The following is a 19,897-nucleotide window of genomic DNA, read 5'->3' as shown; positions in this document are numbered from 1 at the left end:
GCGCCCTCCGTCGTGTCAGGAGACGGCCGGTTCAGACCGTGGCGTGCGGGTGCTCCGCGGGCGGCTGCGTGGTCCACGCCGACGACAGGTCGCGGTTCAGACGGCCCAGCTGCGCGGTGAGCTGGGAGATCTGCTCGGGCGACCAGTCCTCCAGCGCGCGGCCGAGGAAGTCCCGCCGCGCGACCTGCGCGGCGAGCAGGCGCGACGCGCCGTCCGCGGTGAGCGCCAGGAGCTGCCCGCGGAAGTCGTCGGGGTCCGGGGTGCGCGTGATCAGGCCCAGCGCGCCGAGGCGCGCGAGCTGGCGCGACATCGTGCCGCGGCCGACGCCGATGTACGCGGCCAGGTCGCTGGCCCGCACGCCCGGCGTCCGCTCGATCAGCGCGAGCAGCTCGTAGGCCGACGGCTCGAGCTGGGGGTGCACCCGGCGCGCCATCGCGCTCGACGACGCGGTCGCCCGGCGCAGGAACAGGCCGAGCTCGCGTTCGAGCTGCTGGAAGTCGTCGTCCATCACACGGTCATCTTGGCGCGCCGGACGGCATCACGGCACACCTGACGCGGGCGAACATTGCCGCAGCACCACGCTCGTCGGGGTGCTGGCACCCATCAGGGCGGGCTACCGACCGGTAGCCCGGGTCCCCGGTTCCGCGGGGTCAGCGCCCCCACGTGGCGCGCTGCCGCGCGACATGGGCGATCGCGGCGACCCGGTCGGGTTCGAGCGCGGCCGGCATCGCGCGGATCGCGCGCGGCAGGCCGGCCCGCGTCACGACGAGCGCGCCGTGCGGGTCGGGCGCTCCGTCGTGCGTCAGCGTGCCCCGCACGACGACGATCGACCGCACCGCGACGTCGGCGCACCCGGCGCGCAGCAGCAAGCCCTGGACGCGCGCGGACTCCATGCGAGCCGCGTGCAGGTGCCCGACGGGCACGCCGTCGACCGTCATGCTCCGGCCCTCGACGACCACGTGCTCACCCGGCTCGCTGCGCTGGGCGACCGTGCGGATGCCGCCGGGGCCGATCAGCAGGTGCTCGACCACGGTGCCCTGCCTGCCGAGCGGCACGTCGTGGATCACGTGCCACCCCTCGGCGTAGAGCCGCTCGAGCCGCGTGCGCAGCGGTGCGCCGCGCTCGACCCGCGACTCGTCGGGCGTGCCCAGCCACGCGACGAGCGCCGTGCGCTCGGGCTCGCCGAACGGCTGGCGCGGCAGCGGGAGCTGGATCTCGTTGCCGTCCCCGCGCAGGAACTCCTGCGCGGCGCGGCGCAGGCCGTCCTCGAGCTCGGGCTCCTCGACGACGACCTCGCCGGACTGCAGGTCGATCGACCCTACCCGCGCCCCGGTCTCGTGCGTCACGAAGAGACGGTCGGCGCCGTAGCGCCGCCACCTGCGAACCGTGAGCACTTGTTCCACGTGGGCATTATCGGCGTAGACGGGGCCCGTCTTCAGTCCGACGCCCAGACTCACCCGCGAAGTCGACCGAAAGGCGGACCCGGTCGACGACCGGACGCGCCAACACCCCTGCTCACCGCTCCGCGGGCTCGAACGTCAGGCTCACCGAGTTCATGCAGAAGCGGTCACCCGTGGGGGTCTGCGGCGCGTCGTCGAACACGTGCCCGAGGTGCGACCCGCACCGCGCGCACAGCACCTCGGTCCGCACCATGCCCAGCGAGCGGTCCTCGTGCAGCTCGACCGCGCCACCCGCGAGCGGCGTGAAGAAGCTGGGCCACCCGCAGTGCGAGTCGAACTTCGCGTCCGACGAGAACAGCTCGGCGGAGCACGCCCGACACCGGTAGACCCCGGTGCGCTTCTCGTCCAGGAGCGCACCCGTCCAGGCGCGCTCGGTCCCCGCGCGGCGCAGCACCGCGAACTCCTGCGGCTCGAGCTCCAGCGCCCACTGCTCGTCGGTCTTCGTGACCTCGTACGTCACGTGCCCACCTCCTCGTCGGACGCACCCGTGCGCGTCCTCGAACCACTCCAACAGGAGGACCACCCCGGACGTTCCCGATGGTTCGTCGCCGCAGGCACGGGGGTGATAAGGCGACGGGGTGCTCGCCCGGCACGTCCGGACCGCTTACCTTTGCCCCTATCCGACCGGTGAGCGCACCGGCGGGACAGGGCCCCGAACCGGGCAGAGGGAGGCAGCGTGCCGCGAGCCACCGCGCGCCGTCGCTGGTCGCTGACCCGCTACTTCGGCGTGGTGAGCTTCCTGGCGATGCTCGCGCTCGGCGTGGCCCTGATCTGGATGACCGGCCGCGTCATGCAGGAGCAGTCCGTGCGCGACGGCACCCAGTCCGCGACGTCCGTCATGTCCTACGCGGCCGCTCCCCTGCCGACCCACGCGTTCGCGGAGGGCCTGCTCACCGACGCCCAGGTCACCGCGATCGAGACGTCGACCATGGGGTTCGGGTCGCGGATCGTCGAGCTGCGGCTGTGGAGCACCGCGGGTGTGCTGATGTACAGCGCGGACGCGACCGGCGGCGCGTTCCCCGACACCGAGCGGCTCAACGGCGTGCTTGCCTCCGGGAGCGCCGACGCGCGCGTGCTCGACGACGTGAACCAGGTCGACGCGGCAGGCACGGGCGCCACCATCCAGGAGGTCCTGGACGTGTACGTGCCGGTCGGCGCGCGGGACGCGCAGGACCTGTCCGGCATCGAGATCGGCTCACCGCTGCCGTCGCGGCCCCCGCTCGCGCCGGGCGAGGTCGACGAGGTCATCGGTGTGGCCGAGGTGATGCTCGACCACACCCAGGCGGTCGACGCGCTCGCCGAGGCGAGTCGTACGGTGACGCTCGTCGTGGCTGCCGGGCTCGTCGCGCTGTGGCTGCTGCTGTTCCGCACCGTGCACGCCACGTCGAAGCGGCTGCAGTCCTCGGCGCTCGAGAACGCCCGGCTCGCGCTGCTCGACTCGCTCACGGGCCTGCCGAACCGCCGTCTGCTCGCCGACCGCATGCGCCGGGACGTGGCCGACGCGCTCAAGAGCGGCGGGCGCGTGGGCCTCGTCCTGCTCGACATCGACCGCTTCAAGGACATCAACGACTCGCTGGGCCACGACCACGGTGACGAGCTGCTCGAGCAGGTCGCCGAGCGGCTGCGCGGCGCGCTGCGCGACGAGGACGTGGTCGCGCGCCTGGGCGGGGACGAGTTCGCGGTGCTCCTGCCCGACGTGCGGTCGGTGGCCAACGCCGAGCGTCTCGCGCGGCGCGTGCGCCAGCTCTTCGTGCCGCCGTTCCAGCTCGGGGAGATGTCGCTGCACGTCGAGACGTCGGTGGGCGTCGCGTGCATCCCGGACCACGCGACCGACGCGTCCTCGCTCATGCGCACCGCCGACGTGGCGATGTACAGCGCGAAGCACCACCGCACCGGCGTCGCCGTCTACGACCCCGACGAGGACCACTCGTCGCCGCAGCGGCTCGTGCTGCTCGGCGACCTGCACCAGGCGATCGAGGCCCCGCACGCGGAGTCCGAGCTCGTCATGCACTACCAGCCGAAGATCGCGCTCGACACCGGCCGCACGGTCGGTTACGAGGCGCTCATGCGCTGGGAGCACCCGACCCGCGGCCTGCTCCTGCCCGGCACGTTCATCCCGCTCGCGGAGCAGTCGGGGCTCATCCACGACCTCACGCGCTTCGCGCTCACGGGCGCGATCACCCAGCTCGCGCAGTGGCGTCGCAAGGGCACGCCGCTGCCGGTCGCGGTCAACCTGTCCGCGCACGACGTGACCACGACGGCCGTCGTCGACGCGATCGAGCAGCTCCTGACGCAGCACGACGTGCCCGCCGAGCTCCTCGAGGTCGAGATCACCGAGACCGCGCTGGTCGCCGACCCGTCCCGGATCGTGCCGGTGCTGGAGCGGCTCGGACGGCTGGGCGTGCGCGTCGCGATCGACGACTTCGGGATCGGCAACACCTCGATCTCCCAGCTGCGGGACCTGCCGGTCGGCGAGCTGAAGATCGACCGGCTGTTCGTCTCCGACCTGCGCGACGGCGACCGCTCCGGGTCCGAGGTCGTCGTGCAGGCGATGGTCGACCTCGCGCACTCGTTCGGGCTGCGCGTGGTCGCCGAGGGCGTCGAGGACGAGCAGACGGCGGCGACGCTGCGCCGGCTCGGCGTGGACCGTGCGCAGGGCTTCCTCTACTCCCCCGCGGTCCCCGCCGAGGAGGTCCCCGCGGTGCGCGCGTCAGGCGGTTCGCGGGCCGGTTCTCACCCGGGCAGACCGGCGCGCGTGCGATCTTCCGGATGAAAGTCGGGCAGACTGGTCAAGTTCGGGTCGGGCGTGCCGATTGATCTGTACCCGAGGTGACCGCCCACCCGACCAGGGGGAGTACCGCAGATGATGGACGACCTGCTCGAAGAGATGGTCAACCCCGCGCCCGCGCAGGCCGACAAGGCACGGCGCCGTCGGCTGTGGGCCACGGTGACGATCGTCGGGCTCGCCGCGCTCGGCGTCACGTCGCTGACGACGTCGGCGCTGTTCACGGACAACAAGACCGCGAGCGACACGATCAAGACGGGGTCCGTCAGCCTCGAGACCGACGCGATGACCTTCACGGTCCCGGTCGACAACATGCTGCCCGGCGCGGCGATCGTCGCGCCGCTCGAGGTGCGCAACGCGGGCTCGCTGCGCTACCAGTACGCGATCAGCTACCAGGCGGTGAACGGCTCGGGCGAGACGGCCGACCTGTCCGACCGGCTGCGCGTGGAGATCTTCACGCGCGCGGCGGGGAACTGCACGATCACGGGCACCCTGAGCACCACGGGCCTGATCGGTCGGAGCACGACGAGCGGCTACGGCCTCGCCACGGCCCTGACGCCGATCGTGGGCGACCCCGCCGACTACGCCAACGCGGCGAACCGGTTCCTGAGCGCGAGCGAGTCCGAGAACCTGTGCGTGCGCGTCGAGTTCGACGCCGCCGCGGACAACTCCTACCAGGACACCTCGACGACCCTGACCCTGCGGTTCGACGCCCGCCAGCTCGACTTCGACGACTCGCAGCCCGACGAGTCGGGCATCACCGGACCCTGACCCCACGGACGATGCCTCGCCCGCCACGACACCCGGTCGCGCTCGAGCTGGAGCGACGCGAGAAGCCTCCGGCCCGCGTCGAGCCCGCGCAGCGCCGGTCCCGCTGGCGTGTCGCCGGCTCGGTCGGGCTCTGGGCCGTCGTCGTCGTCGGCACGTTGACGTTCGCGACGTCCCTGGCGGTGCCGCTGTGGTTCCAGGCACGCGACCAGCGGCTGCTGATCGTCACGTCGGGCTCGATGTCCCCGGTGTTCGACGCGGGCGACGCGGTGGTCATGCGCAAGGTCGACCACCCGTCGCAGCTCAAGGTCGGCCAGATCGTCTCGTTCTGGCCGCTGGGCTCCGAGCGCCTGGTGACGCACCGGATCGTCGACCTCGTGACCCTGCCGACGCTGGAGCAGAACGACGAGACCGGGCGCATGGAACCGGTCATCGACCCGAAGACCGACGAGCCGGTCGAGAGCCAGTACCTCATCACGCGCGGCGACGCGAACCCCGAGAACGACCCGAACGCGACGCCCTACACGCGCGTGCGCGGGATCGTGCTCGACGTGCACCCCAGCTGGGGCTGGGTGCTGCAGTGGGCCGGTTCGGCCGCGGGCCGGGCGATCATGCTGGTCCCCCCGTTGCTCGCGCTCGGCACGCTCGAGCTGCTCGCGCTGCGCGACGCCCGTCGACGCGCGCGCGACGCCACCTCACCCGACGAGAGGTACCTCGATGCGTTCCTCGAGGGGTGAGCGCGTGAGCGGGTCCGGGTTCCTCGCGGTCGACCGGGGCGCCCTCGTCCGGCTCGCGGTGGCGCTGCTGCTGGGCGCGTGCGCGCTCGTCGGGCCGCGGGTCGCGCACACCGGGGCGGAGTTCACGGACTCCGTCGAGCTGCCCGCCACGTTCCGGACCGCCACCACGTTCGACCCGTCACCCAGCCCGGACCCGACCGACGGGTCGTCGCCCACCCCCTGAGGCGGGCGACGACCTGAGCGGTCTCGGCTGTCGCGGGTTCAGCCGCGCAGGCGCCGGGCGGCGAGCAGGACGCCCGCGGGGTCGTACGCGACCGACAGCTCGCGCAGCCGCGCGGCCACCGGCGCCGGGTAGGCGCGCTCGACCCAGCTGCTGCCGCCGGTCGTGAAGTTGGGCATGCTGCCCTCGCGCGCCCACGGCGCCAGGCCCTGCGCGATCCGTCGCGCGTCGCCCGCGACGAGGTCGGCGGTCTCCGGGATCGCGAAGCCCGCGGTGAACACCGAGAACGGCGCGTCGCGGTGCGCGAACGCGCAGTCGTCGCCCGACCGCACCGCCCCGCCGAGCTGACGGACCTCGACCATGAGCTGCGGGGACGGGACGTGCGGCCCGACGAGGTCGAGGAACCGCTCGACGGCCTCGGGCCCGAAGTCCTCGAGCAGGAACGACGACTCCGACGTCGGCATGGGGTCGTCGGGGTCGGCGTGCACCGAGCCGATCGCCGCGTACGGCAGCACGGCCACCGAGTCGATCAGGGGCTCGCCGACCGCGCGCATCGCCCGCACCAGCTCCTCCCCCTCGTCGGGCGCGCCGGTCCACACGAAGCGCACGCACACGACCGTGCGGCCGCGCAGCGGCGGCGGGACGAGGTCGAGGTCGGGCAGCCGCAGGACCGCGAGCGACGTGGTCGCCTGCGTCGGCAGCAGGTCGGCCCACACGCTCCACGTGCGGACCACCGGCGTCGCGTCCTCGGCCGCGAACCACAGCGCGCCGCCGTAGACCTCGGCGACGGGCGCCAGGTCGAGCTCGACGGCCGTGACGATGCCGAGCGCACCCTTGCCGCCGCGCAGGCCCCAGAACAGGTCCGGGTGCTCGGTGCGGCTCGCACGGCGCACGACGCCGTCGCCGGTGACGACCTCGAACGCGTGCACGTAGTCCGACGAGAGCCCGTGCGAGCGGGCCAACGGACCGACCCCGCCGCCCGTCAGGAACCCGGCGACGCCGACGTGCAGCGACGAGCCGCACACCGGCGCGAGGCCGTGCGGCACCGCGGCATCGAGCACGGCACCCCAGCGCACGCCGGCGCCGATGCGGGCACGGCGCAGCACGGGGTCCACGGTGAGCTCGTCGAGCGACGCGGTGTGCACGAGCAGCGCGCCGGTCATCGCGTCGGTCACGCCGTGGCCGGTGCCCTGCACGGCGACGGGCACGTCGGCCTCGGCGGCCAGGCGCAGGGTCGTGGCGACCTCGGTGGCGTCGAGCGCCTCGACGACGGCCACGGGCTGGACGGGCGTGGCGAGGTTCTGGGTGGCCGTGAGGCGCGCGTAGGCCTCGGTCCCGGGGAGGTGCACGCGCGTGACCGCGGTGGTCAGGGCGCGCACGGCGGCGTCGGCGGCGGGCCGGGAGCCGGCGTCGATCGGCGTCGTGAGGGTCATGGGTGGTGTCCTTCGCTCCACGACGAGCCGCGTCGGCTCGTCGGATCCTGGCGCGCCGGGGGCGGCGCACGGAACATCAGGACGCACGACCAGTTCGCCTGATACGTCCGGTCTGCAGCCGTCACCGCGGCCGTCGCGCGCGCCGGAGTGGTCCGGCGGTGCCGGGGTCAGGAGGTCGACGAGCTCGACGGCCCCGCCGGGAGCCGCACGGTGATCGTCGTCCCCTCGCCGAGCGTGCTCGCGATGTCGAGCGAGCCGGCGTGCGCCTCGACGACGGCCTTGGTGATCGACAGACCCAGCCCGACGCCGGGCACGGCACCCCGCGCCGCGGCGCTCGCGCGGAAGAACCGCTGCGTGAGCTGGTCGATCTCGTCGGGCGCGATCCCGACTCCCGAGTCGCTGACCTCGAGGACCGCGCCGCCCTCGCCGCCGCCCCCGCCGTGACCGTCGAGGTCGGGCTCGACCGAGACCGCCACCGTGCCCCCCGGCCGCGTGAACTTGATCGCGTTGCTCAGCAGGTTGTCGACGACCTGCGCGAGCCGCAGTGCGTCGGCGACGACCGGCGTCGGCGTGACGTGCTCGACGAGCCGCACCTGCGCGGCGTGCGCACCGTGCGCGGCCGACGCGATCGACGCGCGCACCACGTCGGCGAGGTCCATGGCCTGCGGCGTGATCGAGAACCGTCCCGCCTCGAGCTGCGCGGTGAGCAGCAGGTCGCTCACGAGCCGCAGCTGGCGGCGCGCGTTGCGCTCGACGATCCCGAGGTACTCGCGCTGCTCGTCCGTGAGCGGGTCGGTGCCGTCCTGCAGGAGCTCGAGGTAGCCGAGCACCGCGGTCAACGGCGTGCGCAGCTCGTGGCTGACCAGGCTCACGAACTGCTCCTTGAGCGCGGCCGTCTCGCGTTCGGCGGTGACGTCGGTCGCGACGACGACGAAGCCGCTGCTGTTCCCGTCGGCGTCGACGCGGCGCGTGACCGCGAGGCGCACGGTCAGCCGCCCGCCGTCGCGGCGCACCCACGTCCAGTCCCGCACGTGCGAACCGTTGCCCGAGGCCGACGAGATCACCGCTTCGAGCAGGTGCGCGTCGTCCTGCGCACCGTCGGGAGACCCGTCGTGGGCGGCCCGACCGCCGGGCTGGTCGGTGGAGGCGTCGTCGTCGGTCAGCTCGCGATACCGCGTGGCGAGCTCCTCCTGGTCGTGGAACGTCGTGAGCCGGACCCGGCCGACGACCGAGCCCTGCGCGTACCCGAGCAGCCGCTCCGCACCCGCGTTGAACACCTGGACCACGCCGTCGGAGTCGGTCGCGATGATCGCCTGCTCGGTCGCGGAGTCGATCACGGAGACCAGCTGCTCGAGTGCGGACTCGCGTTCGCTCGCGACCCGGGAGATCGTCTCGGCGTCGTCGCGCACGATCGCGAGCAGCTCGTCCTGGTGCACCCGGGCACGGTCCAGCGCGGCGTTGCGCGCCCGCAGGCGCTCGGTCGCCTCGTGCGCGACCACCGCCTGCAGCAGCGCGACGAACGCGACCACGAGCGCGCGCGCGACCGTCTGCGCGGAGAACGCCGCCGGGTCGAACACGACCGGCGTGAACACGACGCCGACCACGCCCGCGGTCGCGACGGCGACGCCGCGCCGACCGCGCTGCGCCGCGAGCGTCAGCACGGGCAGGAACACGAGCGCCGCGAACACCGAGCCCGCACCACCGGTCCCGGTCCGCAGCAGGGCGACCGAGACGAAGGCGATGACGGGCAGCACGTCCGCCACCCAGTCGGGCCATCTCGGCCACGGCGCGAGGACGGCGAGCGCCGGCACGGTCACGGCGACCGCGGCGGACAGCAGCACCAGGCCGGGCCGGGACACGAGGGACGGCACCGCCCACAGGACCACCATCGACACGGCGAAGGCCACCACGAAGGGCAGCTGCCGTTCGAGCACGCCCGCCTCGGGACCGGTGAACCGGGAGATCCCGCGCACCAGCCGCGTGCCGGGCCGGCGCCGCTCGACGCCCTCGTCGGGGTGGACGCTCATCGCAGCACGCTCAGCAGCACCAGCACGCCCGCGGTCACGAGCACGCCGACGAGCCCGATCCACGCGACGCGGCGCTCGGAGCGCGCATCGTCGCGGATCTCGGCCTCGAGGGCATCGGGGGCCAACGGGTCGCGCGGCGCGGGACCCGGAGCGGCATCGTCGCGCGTGCTCATCCGACCACGCGCCCAGTCTTCTCCGTCTTGTCCCAGGCGGCCGACGCGCCACGCCACTGCTTGACGTACGCGTCGAGTGTGATGGCGCACAGCACGGGCCCGAACCCGATGACGTACAGCAGCGGGACGGACAGCAGGCGCAGCCCGCGCACGCCGTCGCACGCGCGCACCAGGGGCGCGAGCAGCATCGCGAGCAGCGGCCACGCGTACAGCGCGAGCTGCCACCAGTCCCGGCCGTCGTCCGTCATCCGCAGCCCGAAGACGCCCGGCACGGTCTCCTCCCACAGCCCGGGGACCCACGCGGCGCTCATCACCACGAGCGCCAGCAGGCCCGGGAACGTCAGCCCCTGGAACCAGGACCGGCGCGCGGTCTCGCGGTCCAGCAGGAGCGTGACGGTCGTGATGAAGACGTACGCGGCCACGGCGAGCCACCACAGCGAGCGGAACGCGACCAGCGCGGTCGTCTGCGCGACGAGGTGCAGCCCGACGAGCCCGACGGTCGCCGCGACGATCGAGACGGGCAGCAGGTACACCGAGAACCAGACGAGCCCGAACGTCCACGACCCGAGCCGCTCGCCCCCGCGGCGCAGCGGCCACGGGCGGCGGAACCAGACATGGTCGAACATGCTCGTGATCTGCACGTTCCCGCGGGCCCAGCGCACGCGCTGCTTCCACAGCGCGCGCACCGAGTCAGGCTCCTCGGCGAGGACCACCGCGGCGGGCTCGAACACCACGTGGCGGCCGTCGAGCTGGGTGAGGAACGTCGTGTACGTGTCCTCGGCGAGGGTCGTGGTGTCGATGCGCCCGCCGATGGCCTCGAGGTTCGCGCGCGAGTGCAGCTGGGCGCCGCCCGCGAGGCAGGCCATCGCGCCCAGCACGTTCTGCGCACGGCGCGCCGCGGCCTGCGCGGTCACGTACTCGTACCCGATGAACCGCGCGACGGACCCGGGCCGGCCGCTGCCCTCCCGGATGAACGCCGTGACCGCACCCACGCGCTCGTCGGCCAGGTGCCGGGTCATCTTGCGCAGCGAGTCGGGGCGGTAGATGACGTCGGCGTCCATGATGAGCAGCGCCTGCATCCAGCGGTCCGCGAGCGCGTGCTCGATCCCGTGGTTGAGCGTGTGCGCCTTGCCCTGACCGCCCTGCGCGCGGCGCAGGTGCACGATCCGGCCCGGGTGCTGCGCCGCCTTGGCGAGCACGACGTCGGGGGTGTCGTCGGTGGACGCGTCGTCGACGACGAGCACGCGCAGCCGGTCCGGCGGGTACTGCAGGCTCATGAGCCGCTCGAGCGACGCGGCCAGCACGGCCCCCTCGTTCCACGCGGGCACCACCACGACGACGCGCGGCAGGTGCGGCGCCGCGTCCCGCAGGTGGTTGCGCCACGCGTGGACGGGGATCAGCGCGTACTGCAGGATCCCGGCCAGCACGGGGACGGCACCGAGCAGCACGAGCACGACGAGCGCGACGACGAGCGCGTCGTGCGCGCTCACGCCTGTCCCCCGCCCCGCAGGCGCCGGTAGACGCCGACGTCCGCGGCGTCGTGCGCGTCCGTCGACGCGACCAGAGGCACGCCTGCGGCCCGCCACCGGTCGAGCACGCGCGGCCCCGGGCAGTGCCACTTCTCGTTCGCCTCGACGAGCGCGCCCGCGGCCAGCACCGCGGCGGCGATCGCGTCGAGGTGCTCGTCGGACACGTCGTCCTCGGCGAGCCCGAGCTTGGGCAGGAGCGACAGCGGGTGCGCGAGCTGGGCATGCGGCACGCGACGCAGCGCCGCGACCGTCCCGTCGACGAGCATCGCCAGCACGTCGTCGGCGGCCAGGCCGAGCTCCATGGCCTCGCGCGTGCGGCGCGGGCTCCACGGGCCGTCGGGTCCGGGCAGCTGGTGGTCCGCCAGCAGCACGCGGTCCACGCCGCGCGGCGAGCCCGCCGCGGCGAGCACGTCGGCGGGGGCGTCGACCGCGCCGCTCACGTCGAGGATCTTGGCCTCGACTCCGGTGAGCACGGTCAGCCCCTCGACGCGCGGCAGCGCACGCAGCGCGGCCAGCCGCTGCGGCACGTCCGTGGTCGAGGCGCGCACGTGGTCGACCATCCGGATCACCCGCAGCCCGCGCTCGACCGCGGCGGCGAGGTTCTCCTGCGGCGTGCTCACGGCGTCGTCGGAGAACGTCGAGTGGACGTGGTGGTCCTCGACGAGCGACGGCCCGGTCGACGCGGCACGCGGGGGCGTCATCGCGGCCTCAGGACCCGGGCGCGACGGCGGGCGCGGGAGCGGGCAGCACCTCGTCGAGCGGGAGGAAGACGTCCTCGAGGTAGCGCACGTTCGCGGTCTCGACGAAGTCCACGTGGCGCGGCACGGGCCGGCCGAGCACCGCGTCGAGCACGAGCGAGGGCATGTCGACGCCGGACGCGACGGTCAGCGGCATCGCGCCCGGGAACCTCGGGTTGACCTCGAGGAGCCCTGGCGTGCCGTCGACGGTGCGCTTGAGCTGGACGTTCGCGACGGTCGTGAGCCCGATCGCCGTGGCGACGGCCGTCGCGGCGGCGATCAGCGCCTCGTCGTGCACCGTCACGCCCGCGACCGCCACCCCCGAGTCGACCCGCAGCCGCGCGCGCGGCACGGCTGCGACCACGTGCCCGTCGAGGTCCGCGAGCACGTCGACGGAGAACTCGTCACCAGGCAGCAGCTCCTGGACCAGGAGGTCCTCCTCCGCGTGCACGGAGTCCAGCTCGGTCTGCGACGCGACCACGCGCACGCCCCGCGAGCCGGCGCCCCACCGCGGCTTGACGATGACGGGGAAGTCCCAGCCCGAGACCGCCTGCGGCGTCCCGACGAGCTCGGTGCGCGGCACGTAGGCGCTGCGGGCGCACGCGCGGGCCAGGGCGAGCTTGTCGAGCGCGGTCTCGAGCGTGCGCAGCTCCGGCGACGCGACGCGCGTCCCGCCCTCGGCGAAGCGCTCGCGTGCGGCGGCGATGCGCGGCAGCTCGACGTCGACGGTCGGGATCAGGACGTCCACGCGGTCGTCGGCGCACAGCGTCAGGACCGTCTCGACGAAGTCGTCGGCCCGGCCTGCGGGGACGAGCCGGCGACGGTCGGCGGCCACGAGGTAGAGGCCGCTCGCCCACCGGTCCATGTCCGCGGCCAGCACCTCGACGTCGCCGCGACGCTGCAGCGAGCGGATCACCGCCACGCCCGCGGGGCCACCGGCCCCGGTCACGAGAACCCGCACGCTCATGTGCCCACCGCCCCGTCCTGGACGCCCTCGCCGACCCGGGCGGTCGACCCGCTCAGCCCCGACGCGCCGACGCGGCCCGACGTGCGCACCATCTCGAGCGGCTCGACGTACTTCCCGGTGCCGAACCGCGCCCAGTAGCGCGCGGTGGCCTGCACGAGGTCGGGCGCCATGTACTCGCGGTGCGCCTGCGACGCGAACGCGGCGAGCATCTCGAGCTTGGTCTCGAGGTAGCCGTCGACCGTGACGAAGCGCGTGGGCCGGAAGTCGACGGTCGCCGACGGGCTCTCGAAGCAGCCCAGCGTCGGGACCTGACGTGCCGCGACCTGCACGGCCCGGTGCACCGCGCGGTGGTCCTGGTGGCGGTCGTGCACGGAGTGCGTGTAGACGATCGTGGGCCGGACCTGGGCGATCGTCTCCTCGACCGCGGTGATGACCCCGTCGGCCGGGTCGAGCCTGGTGTCGACGAAGTCGAGCAGGAACAGGCGCGCGCCGACCACGGCCGCCGCCGCGAGCGCCTCCTGGTGGCGTTGCGCGGCATCGCCTCCGACCGCTCCGCCGGACAACGTGAGCACGACGATGGTGTCGCCCGCGTCGCGGTGCGCGGCGAGGGTCGCGCCGATGCCGATCTCGACGTCGTCGGGGTGCGCCCCGACGGCGAGCACGACCGAGCCCTGGTGCGCCTCGCGGCGCGCGCGGCCGCGCTCGGCGATCCGCGTCGCGCGTTCGACGAGGTCGGCGGCCGACAGCGGCTTGACGAGGAAGTCGTCGGCCTCGCGCTGGAGCGCGTCGACCGCGTAGTCGACGCTCGCGAACGCCGTCATGACCACGACCGGCACGCCCGGCGCCGCGCTGCGCAGCGCGCCCAGCAGCTCCAGCCCGGACATGCCGGGCAGCTGGATGTCGGTCAGGACGAGGTCGACGCCCTGGCTGGCGACGTGGGCCAGCGCGCTCATCGCGTCGGCGGTGACCGTCACGGACATGCCCGCGCGGCGCTCCAGCACGGTCCGCACGAAGAGCGCCGTGTCCGCGTCGTCCTCGACGACGAGCACCCTCACCTGTGCGTCCGTCATGCATCGTCCTCCCGCGGCTATGCCACCATCCCCGCGGGCGACCCGCAATCCAGCGGGGTCGCGACGACCAGGGAATACTCGCCAGTGACGTCCGGTTGAGTCGGCCAGTACATGCAAACGCATGGATTTGCCCGAGGAACGAGGCGATAGCGATGCAGTTCGGCATCTTCTCCGTCGGTGACGTGACGACCGACCCCACCACCGGCCGCACACCCGACGACACCGAGCGCGTCCGCGCGATGCTCACCATCGCGCGGCACGCCGACGAGGCGGGCCTCGACGTGTTCGCCACCGGCGAGCACCACAACCCGCCGTTCGTGCCGTCGTCGCCCACGACGATGCTCGGCTACCTCGCAGGCGTGACGAAGCAGATCACGCTGTCCACCGCGACCACGCTGATCACCACGAACGACCCGGTCCGCCTGGCCGAGGAGTACGCGATGCTCCAGGTCATCTCCGACGGCCGGATGGACCTCATGATGGGCCGCGGCAACACCGGGCCCGTCTACCCGTGGTTCGGCAAGGACATCCGCCAGGGCATCGCGCTCGCGATCGAGAACTACGCGCTGCTGCGCCGCCTGTGGACCGAGGACGTCGTCGACTGGTCCGGCAAGTTCCGCACGCCGCTGCAGGGCTTCACCTCGACGCCGCGCCCGCTCGACGGCGTCGCGCCGTTCGTCTGGCACGGCTCGATCCGCTCCCCCGAGATCGCCGAGCAGGCCGCGTTCTACGGCGACGGGTTCCTGCACAACGCGATCTTCTGGCCCATGGAGCACACCGCGCAGATGGTGAAGTTCTACCGCGAGCGCTACGAGCACTACGGGCACGGCAGCGCCGACCAGGCGATCGTCGGGCTGGGCGGTCAGGTCTTCATGCGCAAGGACTCGCAGAAGGCGTGGGACGAGTTCCGGCCGTACTTCGACAACGCCCCCGTCTACGGCCACGGTCCGACGATGGAGGACTTCACGCGCGAGACGCCGCTGACCGTGGGCTCGCCGCAGCAGGTCATCGACCGGTACGGCGCGTTCTGGGAGCAGGTCGGGCACTACCAGCGCCAGCTGTTCCTCATGGACCACGCGGGGCTGCCGCTGAAGACCGTCCTCGAGCAGATCGACCTGCTGGCCGGCGAGGTCGTCCCGGTGCTCCGCAAGGAGGCCGAGGCTCGTCGTCCCGCGCACGTGCCGGCCGGCCCGCCGTCGCACGCCGAGCGCGTCGCCGCCGCACGTGCCGCCGGCGAGGTGCACGCGCAGCCCGTCGCCGCCGCCGACCACTGGACCGGCAAGACCGCTGAGGACGACGTCGCGGCAGCGGACGCGGTGGCACGATGAGCACGTCGCCGATCGGAGGACTCATGGGCCAGGAGCGTTCGCTCGTCGTGATCTCGGCGGGCGTCAGCCAGCCGTCCTCGACGCGCCTGCTCGCGGACCGGCTCGCCGCCGCGACGTCCGACGAGCTCGCCGCACGCGGCCTGCGCGCGAGCGTCACGACGATCGAGCTGCGCGACCTCGCGCACGAGGTCGTCAACATGACGCTCACCGGCTTCGCGTCCGGCGCGCTGTCCGACGCCCTGGCCAAGCTCGCCGCCGCCGACGGCGTGATCGCCGTGACCCCGGTGTTCACCGCCTCGTACGCAGGGCTGTTCAAGTCGTTCGTCGACGTGCTCGACAAGGACGCGCTCGCCGGGATGCCCGTGCTGCTCGGGGCGACGGGCGGCACGGGCCGGCACTCGCTCGTGCTCGAGTACGCGCTGCGGCCGTTGTTCGGCTACCTGCACGCCGACGTCGTCGGGACCGGCGTGTTCGCCGCGACCGACGACTGGGCCGACGGGGGCGGCGACGACGTCAAGCCGCTGCCCGAGCGCATCCGGCGCGCCGGCCGCGAGCTCGCCGAGACCGTCGCCGAGCGTGAGCCCGCCAAGCCCGTGGGCCTGTACGACGCGGTGCCGAGCTTCGAGGACCTGCTCGGCCACTGACCGGGTCCCACCCGCACGCCCCACGGCGGCGGGCCGCTGAGCGCGATCTCCCCGAGGGGACGACGATGCTCAGCGGCCCGTCGTCGAGAAGTGCTGGTAGTCGGTCGGCGAGTCCCAGTACCCGCCCCAGCGCCACCCCGCCGCGGCGAACGCGCGCACGACCTCGTCGTCCGCGCGGATCACCCCCGGGGCGGGCGCGCGGTCCACGAACGCCCGCCCCGCGCGCGGTGCGACGTGCGAGCCGATCACGTAGGGGTTCTCGACGGGGTTCAGGTCGAGCGCGCGCCCGTAGGCGTGCTCCGACCACGCGGTGCCGCCCGTGATCGCCCGGCAGTTGAACGCCGAGGTGTTGTCCGCGTCCATCGAAGCGGTGTCGTCGGCCCCGAAGTCGTCGACCAGGCGCATCGACCGGATCGGGTAGCCGAGCGCGAACAGCCGCGCGAAGACGTCCACGATCCCGTCGGCCAGGTCCTCGTGCACCACGAGCTCGCCCTGGCGGACCACGCCGTCGAAGTCCACGTGGCTGACCTGCACGTAGCGCAGGTCGGCGAGCGGCACGGGGCAGCCCCGGCGCCACGACGCGTGCATCCGTACCGCGAGCTCGTCGTCGATCGTCGTGACGCTCGACGTGAACGTCGGCGCGGCCGGCGTGGGACTCCGGCTCGGGCCTGCGGACGGACGCTGTGACGGGCTCGGTGAGGGACTCGGTGTCGGGCTGGGGCTCGCGGAGGGCGTCGGCGTGCGAGCGAGGCTCGTCGTCGGCGGGCGCGCGCTGCTCGCGGGGTCCGCGCCGTCGTCGGGCTCCCCCGCGGTGCACGCCGCCACGCCGGTCAGCCCGCCCGCTAGCGCGAGCACGACGAGCGTGCGGAGCGGTCCGCGCTCGTCCATCGCCTCATCATCGGGGCGGCGGCGGAGCGCGGCCACCCGTGGTGGGACGCCTCAGCGCAGGACGGCGATCGAGCTCTCGCCGTCGTCGGTCACGACCGAGCCCCAGAACCGGTGGTTGATGGGACTCAGCCACCGGATGTCGCGCGGGACGGCGACACGTCCGGCTGGCTCGCCGTCGAACGTCAGCGCCTGCACCTCGGGAACGCTCGGTTCCTGCCCGTCGGAGGTGTCCACCACGACGTACAGCCGCTCGCCGTCGGTGCTCACGTTCGAGGGCGTCGCCTCGTCGGGCAGCGCGTGCCGCCATCTCACGTGGCCGTCGCGGTCGAACGCGGTGAGCCCCGACGGCCCCCACCCGTAGACGGTGCCGCGTGCGACGAGCACCCCGTGGTAGGTCGCGACGCCGTCGTCGCCGTCCGTCGCCCACCGGCGGGCGCCCGTGGTCGCGTCCCAGGCCGTGAGCCCGTCCGCGGACGTGAACACCACGTCGCCGAACGACCCGTCGTCGACGCCGGTGCTCACCGCCGTGCCCCGGACCGCGGGGCTGAGCACGCCGTCGCGCACGAGTGCCGTGCGCGCACCGTCGGCGTCGTCGGCGTTGATGTCGACGACGAGCGTGCGCGTGTCGGGCCCCACCCAGTTCACACCGCGGGTCGGCGGCAGCACGGTGCCGTCAGCGGCCACCACCACCTGGGAGCCGTCAGGCGCCGACACGACGAACGCCCCGCCGCCGACGAGCACGTTCACCGACGTGTAGTACGCGTCCACGTCGCCTTCGGCCTGCTCGCCCCCCGCGCCGACCAGGGAACGTCGCCAGCGCTGCTGGCCCGTGGCGAGGTCGTGGGCGGTCACGACGAGGTCCGCGCCGTCGCGCGCCACGGCCGCGACCTGCCCGTCCAGCACCGCGAAGCCCTCGTCCGTCAGGTCGAGGTCCCACGCGGCGACCTGGCGACCGTCGTCCTGCGCGTGCACGAGCACGCGCGCGTAGGTCGCCGGACGGCGTTCGGACTGGCCGTCGTCGTCCCAGCGGACCCCGCCGTCGGTGTCCAGGCACGCGACGACAGCACCGACCCCGTCGAGGCGTCCCGCACCGCACTGCACCCCTTGCGCCGTCGCCACCTGCGCGCCGACCGGAACGTCCCACCGCGCGACGCCTGTCTCGGCGTCCACCGCACGCAGGTGCGAGCCCGTGCCGCCGTCGGCCGTGACGAGCAGCAGGACGTCGTCGTCCTTCGGCAGCTCGAGCCACTGCAGGCCCGGGACCGAGTAGGCGACCTCCAGGCTGTCCCCGATCGGCGCGAGCACACCGCGAACCTCCCGGAGCGCCGCCACCGCGTCGCGCTCGCGCGCGTCCAGGACCGCCTGTGCCGCGACGAGCCCGGCGACGACGAGCGCGGCACCCACCCCGAGCACGACGCGCCCGCGCCGTGACCTGCGCGGACCGTCCTCGCCGCGCGCGTCGGCGTGCTCGCTCTGCCCGAACCGGGACGCGTCGTCGGTGTCGTCGTCCAGCTCGACACGCTGCAGGTCGCCGCTCATCGCTCCCGTCCTCGTCAGCCCTCGTCCGGTAGTTCACGACGAGCGTCGCACACGACCACGACGGACCGGGCGACTCTCAGCCGAGGACCGCTGCCCGGGACGCGTCGGTCGAGGTCGCGACGAGCACGCGGCCGCGGATCTCGAGGCCGCGCCACCCGGCGGGCGCCTCGAGCGTGCCCTCGTCGAGACCGTCGAACCCGTAGACGCGCCAGGTCTTGTCGGAGCCGACCAGCCCGTGCAGCGCCACGTACAGCCGCGCGCCGTCGGTGACGAGGTCCGTCACGTACGCCGCGCGCGGCGCGGGCACGGCCCACAGCTCGCGCCCCGAGCGCCCGTCGACGGCACGCACCAGCGCCGCATCTCCGCTCTGGTAGACGGTGCCGTCCAGCACGATCGTCCCGCTGTCCCTGCCGTCGAGCGCCCACCGCAGCGCGCCGGACGTCCGGTCGTAGCCGCGCAGGCCGGCCTCGACCGTGAGCACCAGGTCCGCCAGAGACCCGTCGTCGAGGGTCGGGAGCGCGACGACGTGCGGCACGTGCACGTCGTCGGCCCCGGACCGCACGACGAGCGTCCCCGCGGACCCGTGGACGGTGAGCACCACGACGCGGTCGGCGCGCACCTGCCGCACGTAGCCGTCGAGGCGCCCGGTCCCCTCGCGCAGGTCGCCGCTCGGTGTCAGGAGGAAGACCTGCTGCGCCGCGCCCACGACGACGACCCCGCCACCCGCCGCGAGCTGCACGCGCCCGATGCGCGGCGCGTCCCGCAGCGAGCCGACCGTCAGGATGCCCGAGCGCGGCACCGAGAGCCGGGTCTGCCACCGGGCCGCGCCCGTCAGGAGGTCCTGCGCGTGGACGTTCACGGTGCCGAGCGCGCGCCACGCGACCACCGCCTGGTCGCCGAGCACCACGACGCGGCCCGCCTGCGTGGGCGCGGCGTGGCGCGCGAGGACGGTGCCGGTCGTCGCGTCGAGGGCCACGACCTCGGCGCGCTCGGCGGGGTCCGACTCGTGCTGGCCGTGCGCGCGGTAGACCACGACGCACACCAGCGCGTCGACGGGAGCGTCGGGCGTGGTCGCGGTGGTGCACCCACGGCCCGACCCGGGGACGACCGCGTCCTCACCGAGCCCGCCGCGCAGCGACGTGGTCCAGCGCGCACCGCCGGTCGCGGAGTCGAGCGCCACAGCCTGCACCGAGCCGTCAGGGACGGCGCGTGCGCCGAGGTACGCGCCGCCGACCGGGCGGTCGAGCAGCAGGGAGTCCATGACCGCGGCCTCGGTGGACCACCGCATCTGCAACCGCGGCCGCATCGGCTCGACCGCCCCGGGCAGGGCCGCCCGCGCGGCGACGCGGTCCTCGTAGCCCGAGTCGAGCGCCGCCTGCGCGCCCACCACCGCGAACCCGAGCAGGCCGACGACGCCCACCGCCGCGACCAGCCAGCGGGCGCGTCGTCTGCGTGAGGGCGCGGGCCCGGTGCCGTCGGCGTGCGCGAGCCGGCGACCGTCGCCGGGCGCAGGACCGAGCGCGAGCGCGTCGTCCTCGACGAGCTCGACACGCTGCAGAGCGTGCCCGTCGCTCATCCTCGGACGGTAACCC

At 74.1% G+C, this 19,897-nt stretch carries 19 protein-coding genes; 6 read left to right on the top strand and 13 right to left on the bottom strand.

Annotated elements, in window-relative coordinates:
* Positions 1-31: 31 nt before the first annotated feature.
* The 3 genes from CWIS_RS14770 to msrB form a co-directional block, all read right to left on the bottom strand.
* Positions 32-508: a MarR family winged helix-turn-helix transcriptional regulator gene (locus CWIS_RS14770; protein ID WP_048344069.1), complete on the bottom strand. Its 477-nt coding sequence runs from the start codon at positions 506-508 to the stop codon at positions 32-34.
* A 142-nt stretch (positions 509-650) separates the two neighbouring features.
* Positions 651-1,346 (bottom strand): nuclease-related domain-containing protein, encoded by a 696-nt coding sequence (locus CWIS_RS14765; RefSeq protein WP_229747493.1) that lies wholly within the window; start codon positions 1,344-1,346, stop codon positions 651-653.
* Positions 1,347-1,515: 169 nt separating this feature from the next.
* The gene (gene msrB / locus CWIS_RS14760; RefSeq protein ID WP_048344094.1) at positions 1,516-1,920 is read right to left on the bottom strand and encodes a peptide-methionine (R)-S-oxide reductase MsrB; all 405 of its coding nucleotides are present in this window, start codon (positions 1,918-1,920) and stop codon (positions 1,516-1,518) included.
* Positions 1,921-2,136: 216 nt separating this feature from the next.
* On the opposite strand from msrB, the gene CWIS_RS14755 reads away from it, so the two are divergent.
* From CWIS_RS14755 to CWIS_RS14740, 4 genes are all read left to right on the top strand, one after another.
* On the top strand, positions 2,137-4,233 hold the full coding sequence (locus CWIS_RS14755; protein ID WP_082156503.1) for a bifunctional diguanylate cyclase/phosphodiesterase: 2,097 nt from the start codon (positions 2,137-2,139) through the stop codon (positions 4,231-4,233).
* 90 nt (positions 4,234-4,323) lie between these two features.
* Positions 4,324-5,016, top strand: a complete 693-nt coding sequence (locus CWIS_RS14750) for a TasA family protein (RefSeq protein ID WP_082156502.1) — start codon at positions 4,324-4,326, stop codon at positions 5,014-5,016.
* A gap of 11 nt (positions 5,017-5,027) precedes the next feature.
* Complete coding sequence (locus CWIS_RS14745; RefSeq protein WP_048344066.1) at positions 5,028-5,750, top strand: signal peptidase I; 723 nt, start codon at positions 5,028-5,030, stop codon at positions 5,748-5,750.
* Positions 5,751-5,754: 4 nt separating this feature from the next.
* Positions 5,755-5,973 (top strand): hypothetical protein, encoded by a 219-nt coding sequence (locus tag CWIS_RS14740; protein WP_048344065.1) that lies wholly within the window; start codon positions 5,755-5,757, stop codon positions 5,971-5,973.
* A 38-nt stretch (positions 5,974-6,011) separates the two neighbouring features.
* On the opposite strand, the gene CWIS_RS14735 is transcribed toward CWIS_RS14740, so the two are convergent.
* The 7 genes from CWIS_RS14735 to CWIS_RS14710 form a co-directional block, all read right to left on the bottom strand.
* Positions 6,012-7,403 (bottom strand): FAD-binding oxidoreductase, encoded by a 1,392-nt coding sequence (locus tag CWIS_RS14735; RefSeq protein ID WP_048344064.1) that lies wholly within the window; start codon positions 7,401-7,403, stop codon positions 6,012-6,014.
* Between the two features lie 167 nt (positions 7,404-7,570).
* The gene (locus tag CWIS_RS14730) at positions 7,571-9,430 is read right to left on the bottom strand and encodes a cell wall metabolism sensor histidine kinase WalK (protein ID WP_053071770.1); all 1,860 of its coding nucleotides are present in this window, start codon (positions 9,428-9,430) and stop codon (positions 7,571-7,573) included.
* Positions 9,427-9,603: a hypothetical protein gene (locus tag CWIS_RS18475; protein WP_156186678.1), complete on the bottom strand. Its 177-nt coding sequence runs from the start codon at positions 9,601-9,603 to the stop codon at positions 9,427-9,429. The genes CWIS_RS14730 and CWIS_RS18475 overlap by 4 nt, the downstream gene beginning before the upstream one ends.
* Positions 9,600-11,093, bottom strand: coding sequence for a glycosyltransferase family 2 protein (locus CWIS_RS14725; RefSeq protein WP_048344063.1), 1,494 nt, complete (start codon positions 11,091-11,093; stop codon positions 9,600-9,602). Before CWIS_RS14725 ends, CWIS_RS18475 begins: the two co-directional genes overlap by 4 nt.
* Positions 11,090-11,833 (bottom strand): PHP domain-containing protein, encoded by a 744-nt coding sequence (locus CWIS_RS14720; protein WP_048344062.1) that lies wholly within the window; start codon positions 11,831-11,833, stop codon positions 11,090-11,092. Before CWIS_RS14720 ends, CWIS_RS14725 begins: the two co-directional genes overlap by 4 nt.
* 7 nt (positions 11,834-11,840) lie before the next feature.
* Complete coding sequence (locus tag CWIS_RS14715) at positions 11,841-12,836, bottom strand: ATP-grasp domain-containing protein (protein ID WP_048344061.1); 996 nt, start codon at positions 12,834-12,836, stop codon at positions 11,841-11,843.
* Positions 12,833-13,906 carry a response regulator gene (locus tag CWIS_RS14710; protein ID WP_048344060.1) on the bottom strand — a complete coding sequence of 358 codons (1,074 nt, stop codon included), beginning with the start codon at positions 13,904-13,906 and terminating at the stop codon, positions 12,833-12,835. The genes CWIS_RS14715 and CWIS_RS14710 overlap by 4 nt, the downstream gene beginning before the upstream one ends.
* A 152-nt stretch (positions 13,907-14,058) precedes the next feature.
* Here CWIS_RS14710 and CWIS_RS14705 point away from each other — a divergent pair, with 152 nt between their 5' ends.
* Both CWIS_RS14705 and CWIS_RS14700 read left to right on the top strand, forming a co-directional pair.
* On the top strand, positions 14,059-15,234 hold the full coding sequence (locus CWIS_RS14705) for an LLM class flavin-dependent oxidoreductase (protein ID WP_048344059.1): 1,176 nt from the start codon (positions 14,059-14,061) through the stop codon (positions 15,232-15,234).
* A gap of 23 nt (positions 15,235-15,257) precedes the next feature.
* The gene (locus CWIS_RS14700; protein WP_048344091.1) at positions 15,258-15,878 is read left to right on the top strand and encodes a CE1759 family FMN reductase; all 621 of its coding nucleotides are present in this window, start codon (positions 15,258-15,260) and stop codon (positions 15,876-15,878) included.
* A gap of 69 nt (positions 15,879-15,947) precedes the next feature.
* Here the strand turns inward: CWIS_RS14700 and CWIS_RS14695 are convergent, their stop codons facing one another.
* The 3 genes from CWIS_RS14695 to CWIS_RS14685 form a co-directional block, all read right to left on the bottom strand.
* A complete protein-coding gene (locus CWIS_RS14695; protein ID WP_048344058.1) occupies positions 15,948-16,766 on the bottom strand; it encodes a M15 family metallopeptidase in 819 nt (272 codons plus the stop codon).
* Between the two features lie 51 nt (positions 16,767-16,817).
* Positions 16,818-18,305, bottom strand: a complete 1,488-nt coding sequence (locus CWIS_RS14690; RefSeq protein ID WP_048344057.1) for a PQQ-binding-like beta-propeller repeat protein — start codon at positions 18,303-18,305, stop codon at positions 16,818-16,820.
* A 76-nt stretch (positions 18,306-18,381) separates the two neighbouring features.
* Complete coding sequence (locus CWIS_RS14685; protein WP_048344056.1) at positions 18,382-19,881, bottom strand: PQQ-binding-like beta-propeller repeat protein; 1,500 nt, start codon at positions 19,879-19,881, stop codon at positions 18,382-18,384.
* Between the last annotated feature and the right edge of the window lie 16 nt (positions 19,882-19,897).

This window comes from Cellulomonas sp. A375-1 (assembly GCF_001040865.1).
GTDB classification, from domain to species: domain Bacteria; phylum Actinomycetota; class Actinomycetes; order Actinomycetales; family Cellulomonadaceae; genus Cellulomonas; species Cellulomonas gelida.
The sequence above is the reverse complement of the archived record's forward strand: the minus strand, read 5'-3'. Positions and strand labels throughout refer to the sequence as shown.

Coding starts and splice junctions, on each gene's coding strand:
- CWIS_RS14705 (WP_048344059.1), top strand. CDS start 14,059: ATGCAGTTCGGCATCTTCTCCGTCGGTGACGTGACGACCGACCCCACC.
- CWIS_RS14750 (WP_082156502.1), top strand. CDS start 4,324: ATGATGGACGACCTGCTCGAAGAGATGGTCAACCCCGCGCCCGCGCAG.
- CWIS_RS14730 (WP_053071770.1), bottom strand. CDS start 9,430: ATGAGCGTCCACCCCGACGAGGGCGTCGAGCGGCGCCGGCCCGGCACG.
- CWIS_RS14685 (WP_048344056.1), bottom strand. CDS start 19,881: ATGAGCGACGGGCACGCTCTGCAGCGTGTCGAGCTCGTCGAGGACGAC.
- CWIS_RS14690 (WP_048344057.1), bottom strand. CDS start 18,305: ATGAGCGGCGACCTGCAGCGTGTCGAGCTGGACGACGACACCGACGAC.
- CWIS_RS18475 (WP_156186678.1), bottom strand. CDS start 9,603: ATGAGCACGCGCGACGATGCCGCTCCGGGTCCCGCGCCGCGCGACCCG.
- CWIS_RS14770 (WP_048344069.1), bottom strand. CDS start 508: ATGGACGACGACTTCCAGCAGCTCGAACGCGAGCTCGGCCTGTTCCTG.
- CWIS_RS14745 (WP_048344066.1), top strand. CDS start 5,028: ATGCCTCGCCCGCCACGACACCCGGTCGCGCTCGAGCTGGAGCGACGC.
- CWIS_RS14720 (WP_048344062.1), bottom strand. CDS start 11,833: ATGACGCCCCCGCGTGCCGCGTCGACCGGGCCGTCGCTCGTCGAGGAC.
- CWIS_RS14700 (WP_048344091.1), top strand. CDS start 15,258: ATGGGCCAGGAGCGTTCGCTCGTCGTGATCTCGGCGGGCGTCAGCCAG.
- CWIS_RS14695 (WP_048344058.1), bottom strand. CDS start 16,766: ATGGACGAGCGCGGACCGCTCCGCACGCTCGTCGTGCTCGCGCTAGCG.
- CWIS_RS14715 (WP_048344061.1), bottom strand. CDS start 12,836: ATGAGCGTGCGGGTTCTCGTGACCGGGGCCGGTGGCCCCGCGGGCGTG.
- CWIS_RS14735 (WP_048344064.1), bottom strand. CDS start 7,403: ATGACCCTCACGACGCCGATCGACGCCGGCTCCCGGCCCGCCGCCGAC.
- CWIS_RS14710 (WP_048344060.1), bottom strand. CDS start 13,906: ATGACGGACGCACAGGTGAGGGTGCTCGTCGTCGAGGACGACGCGGAC.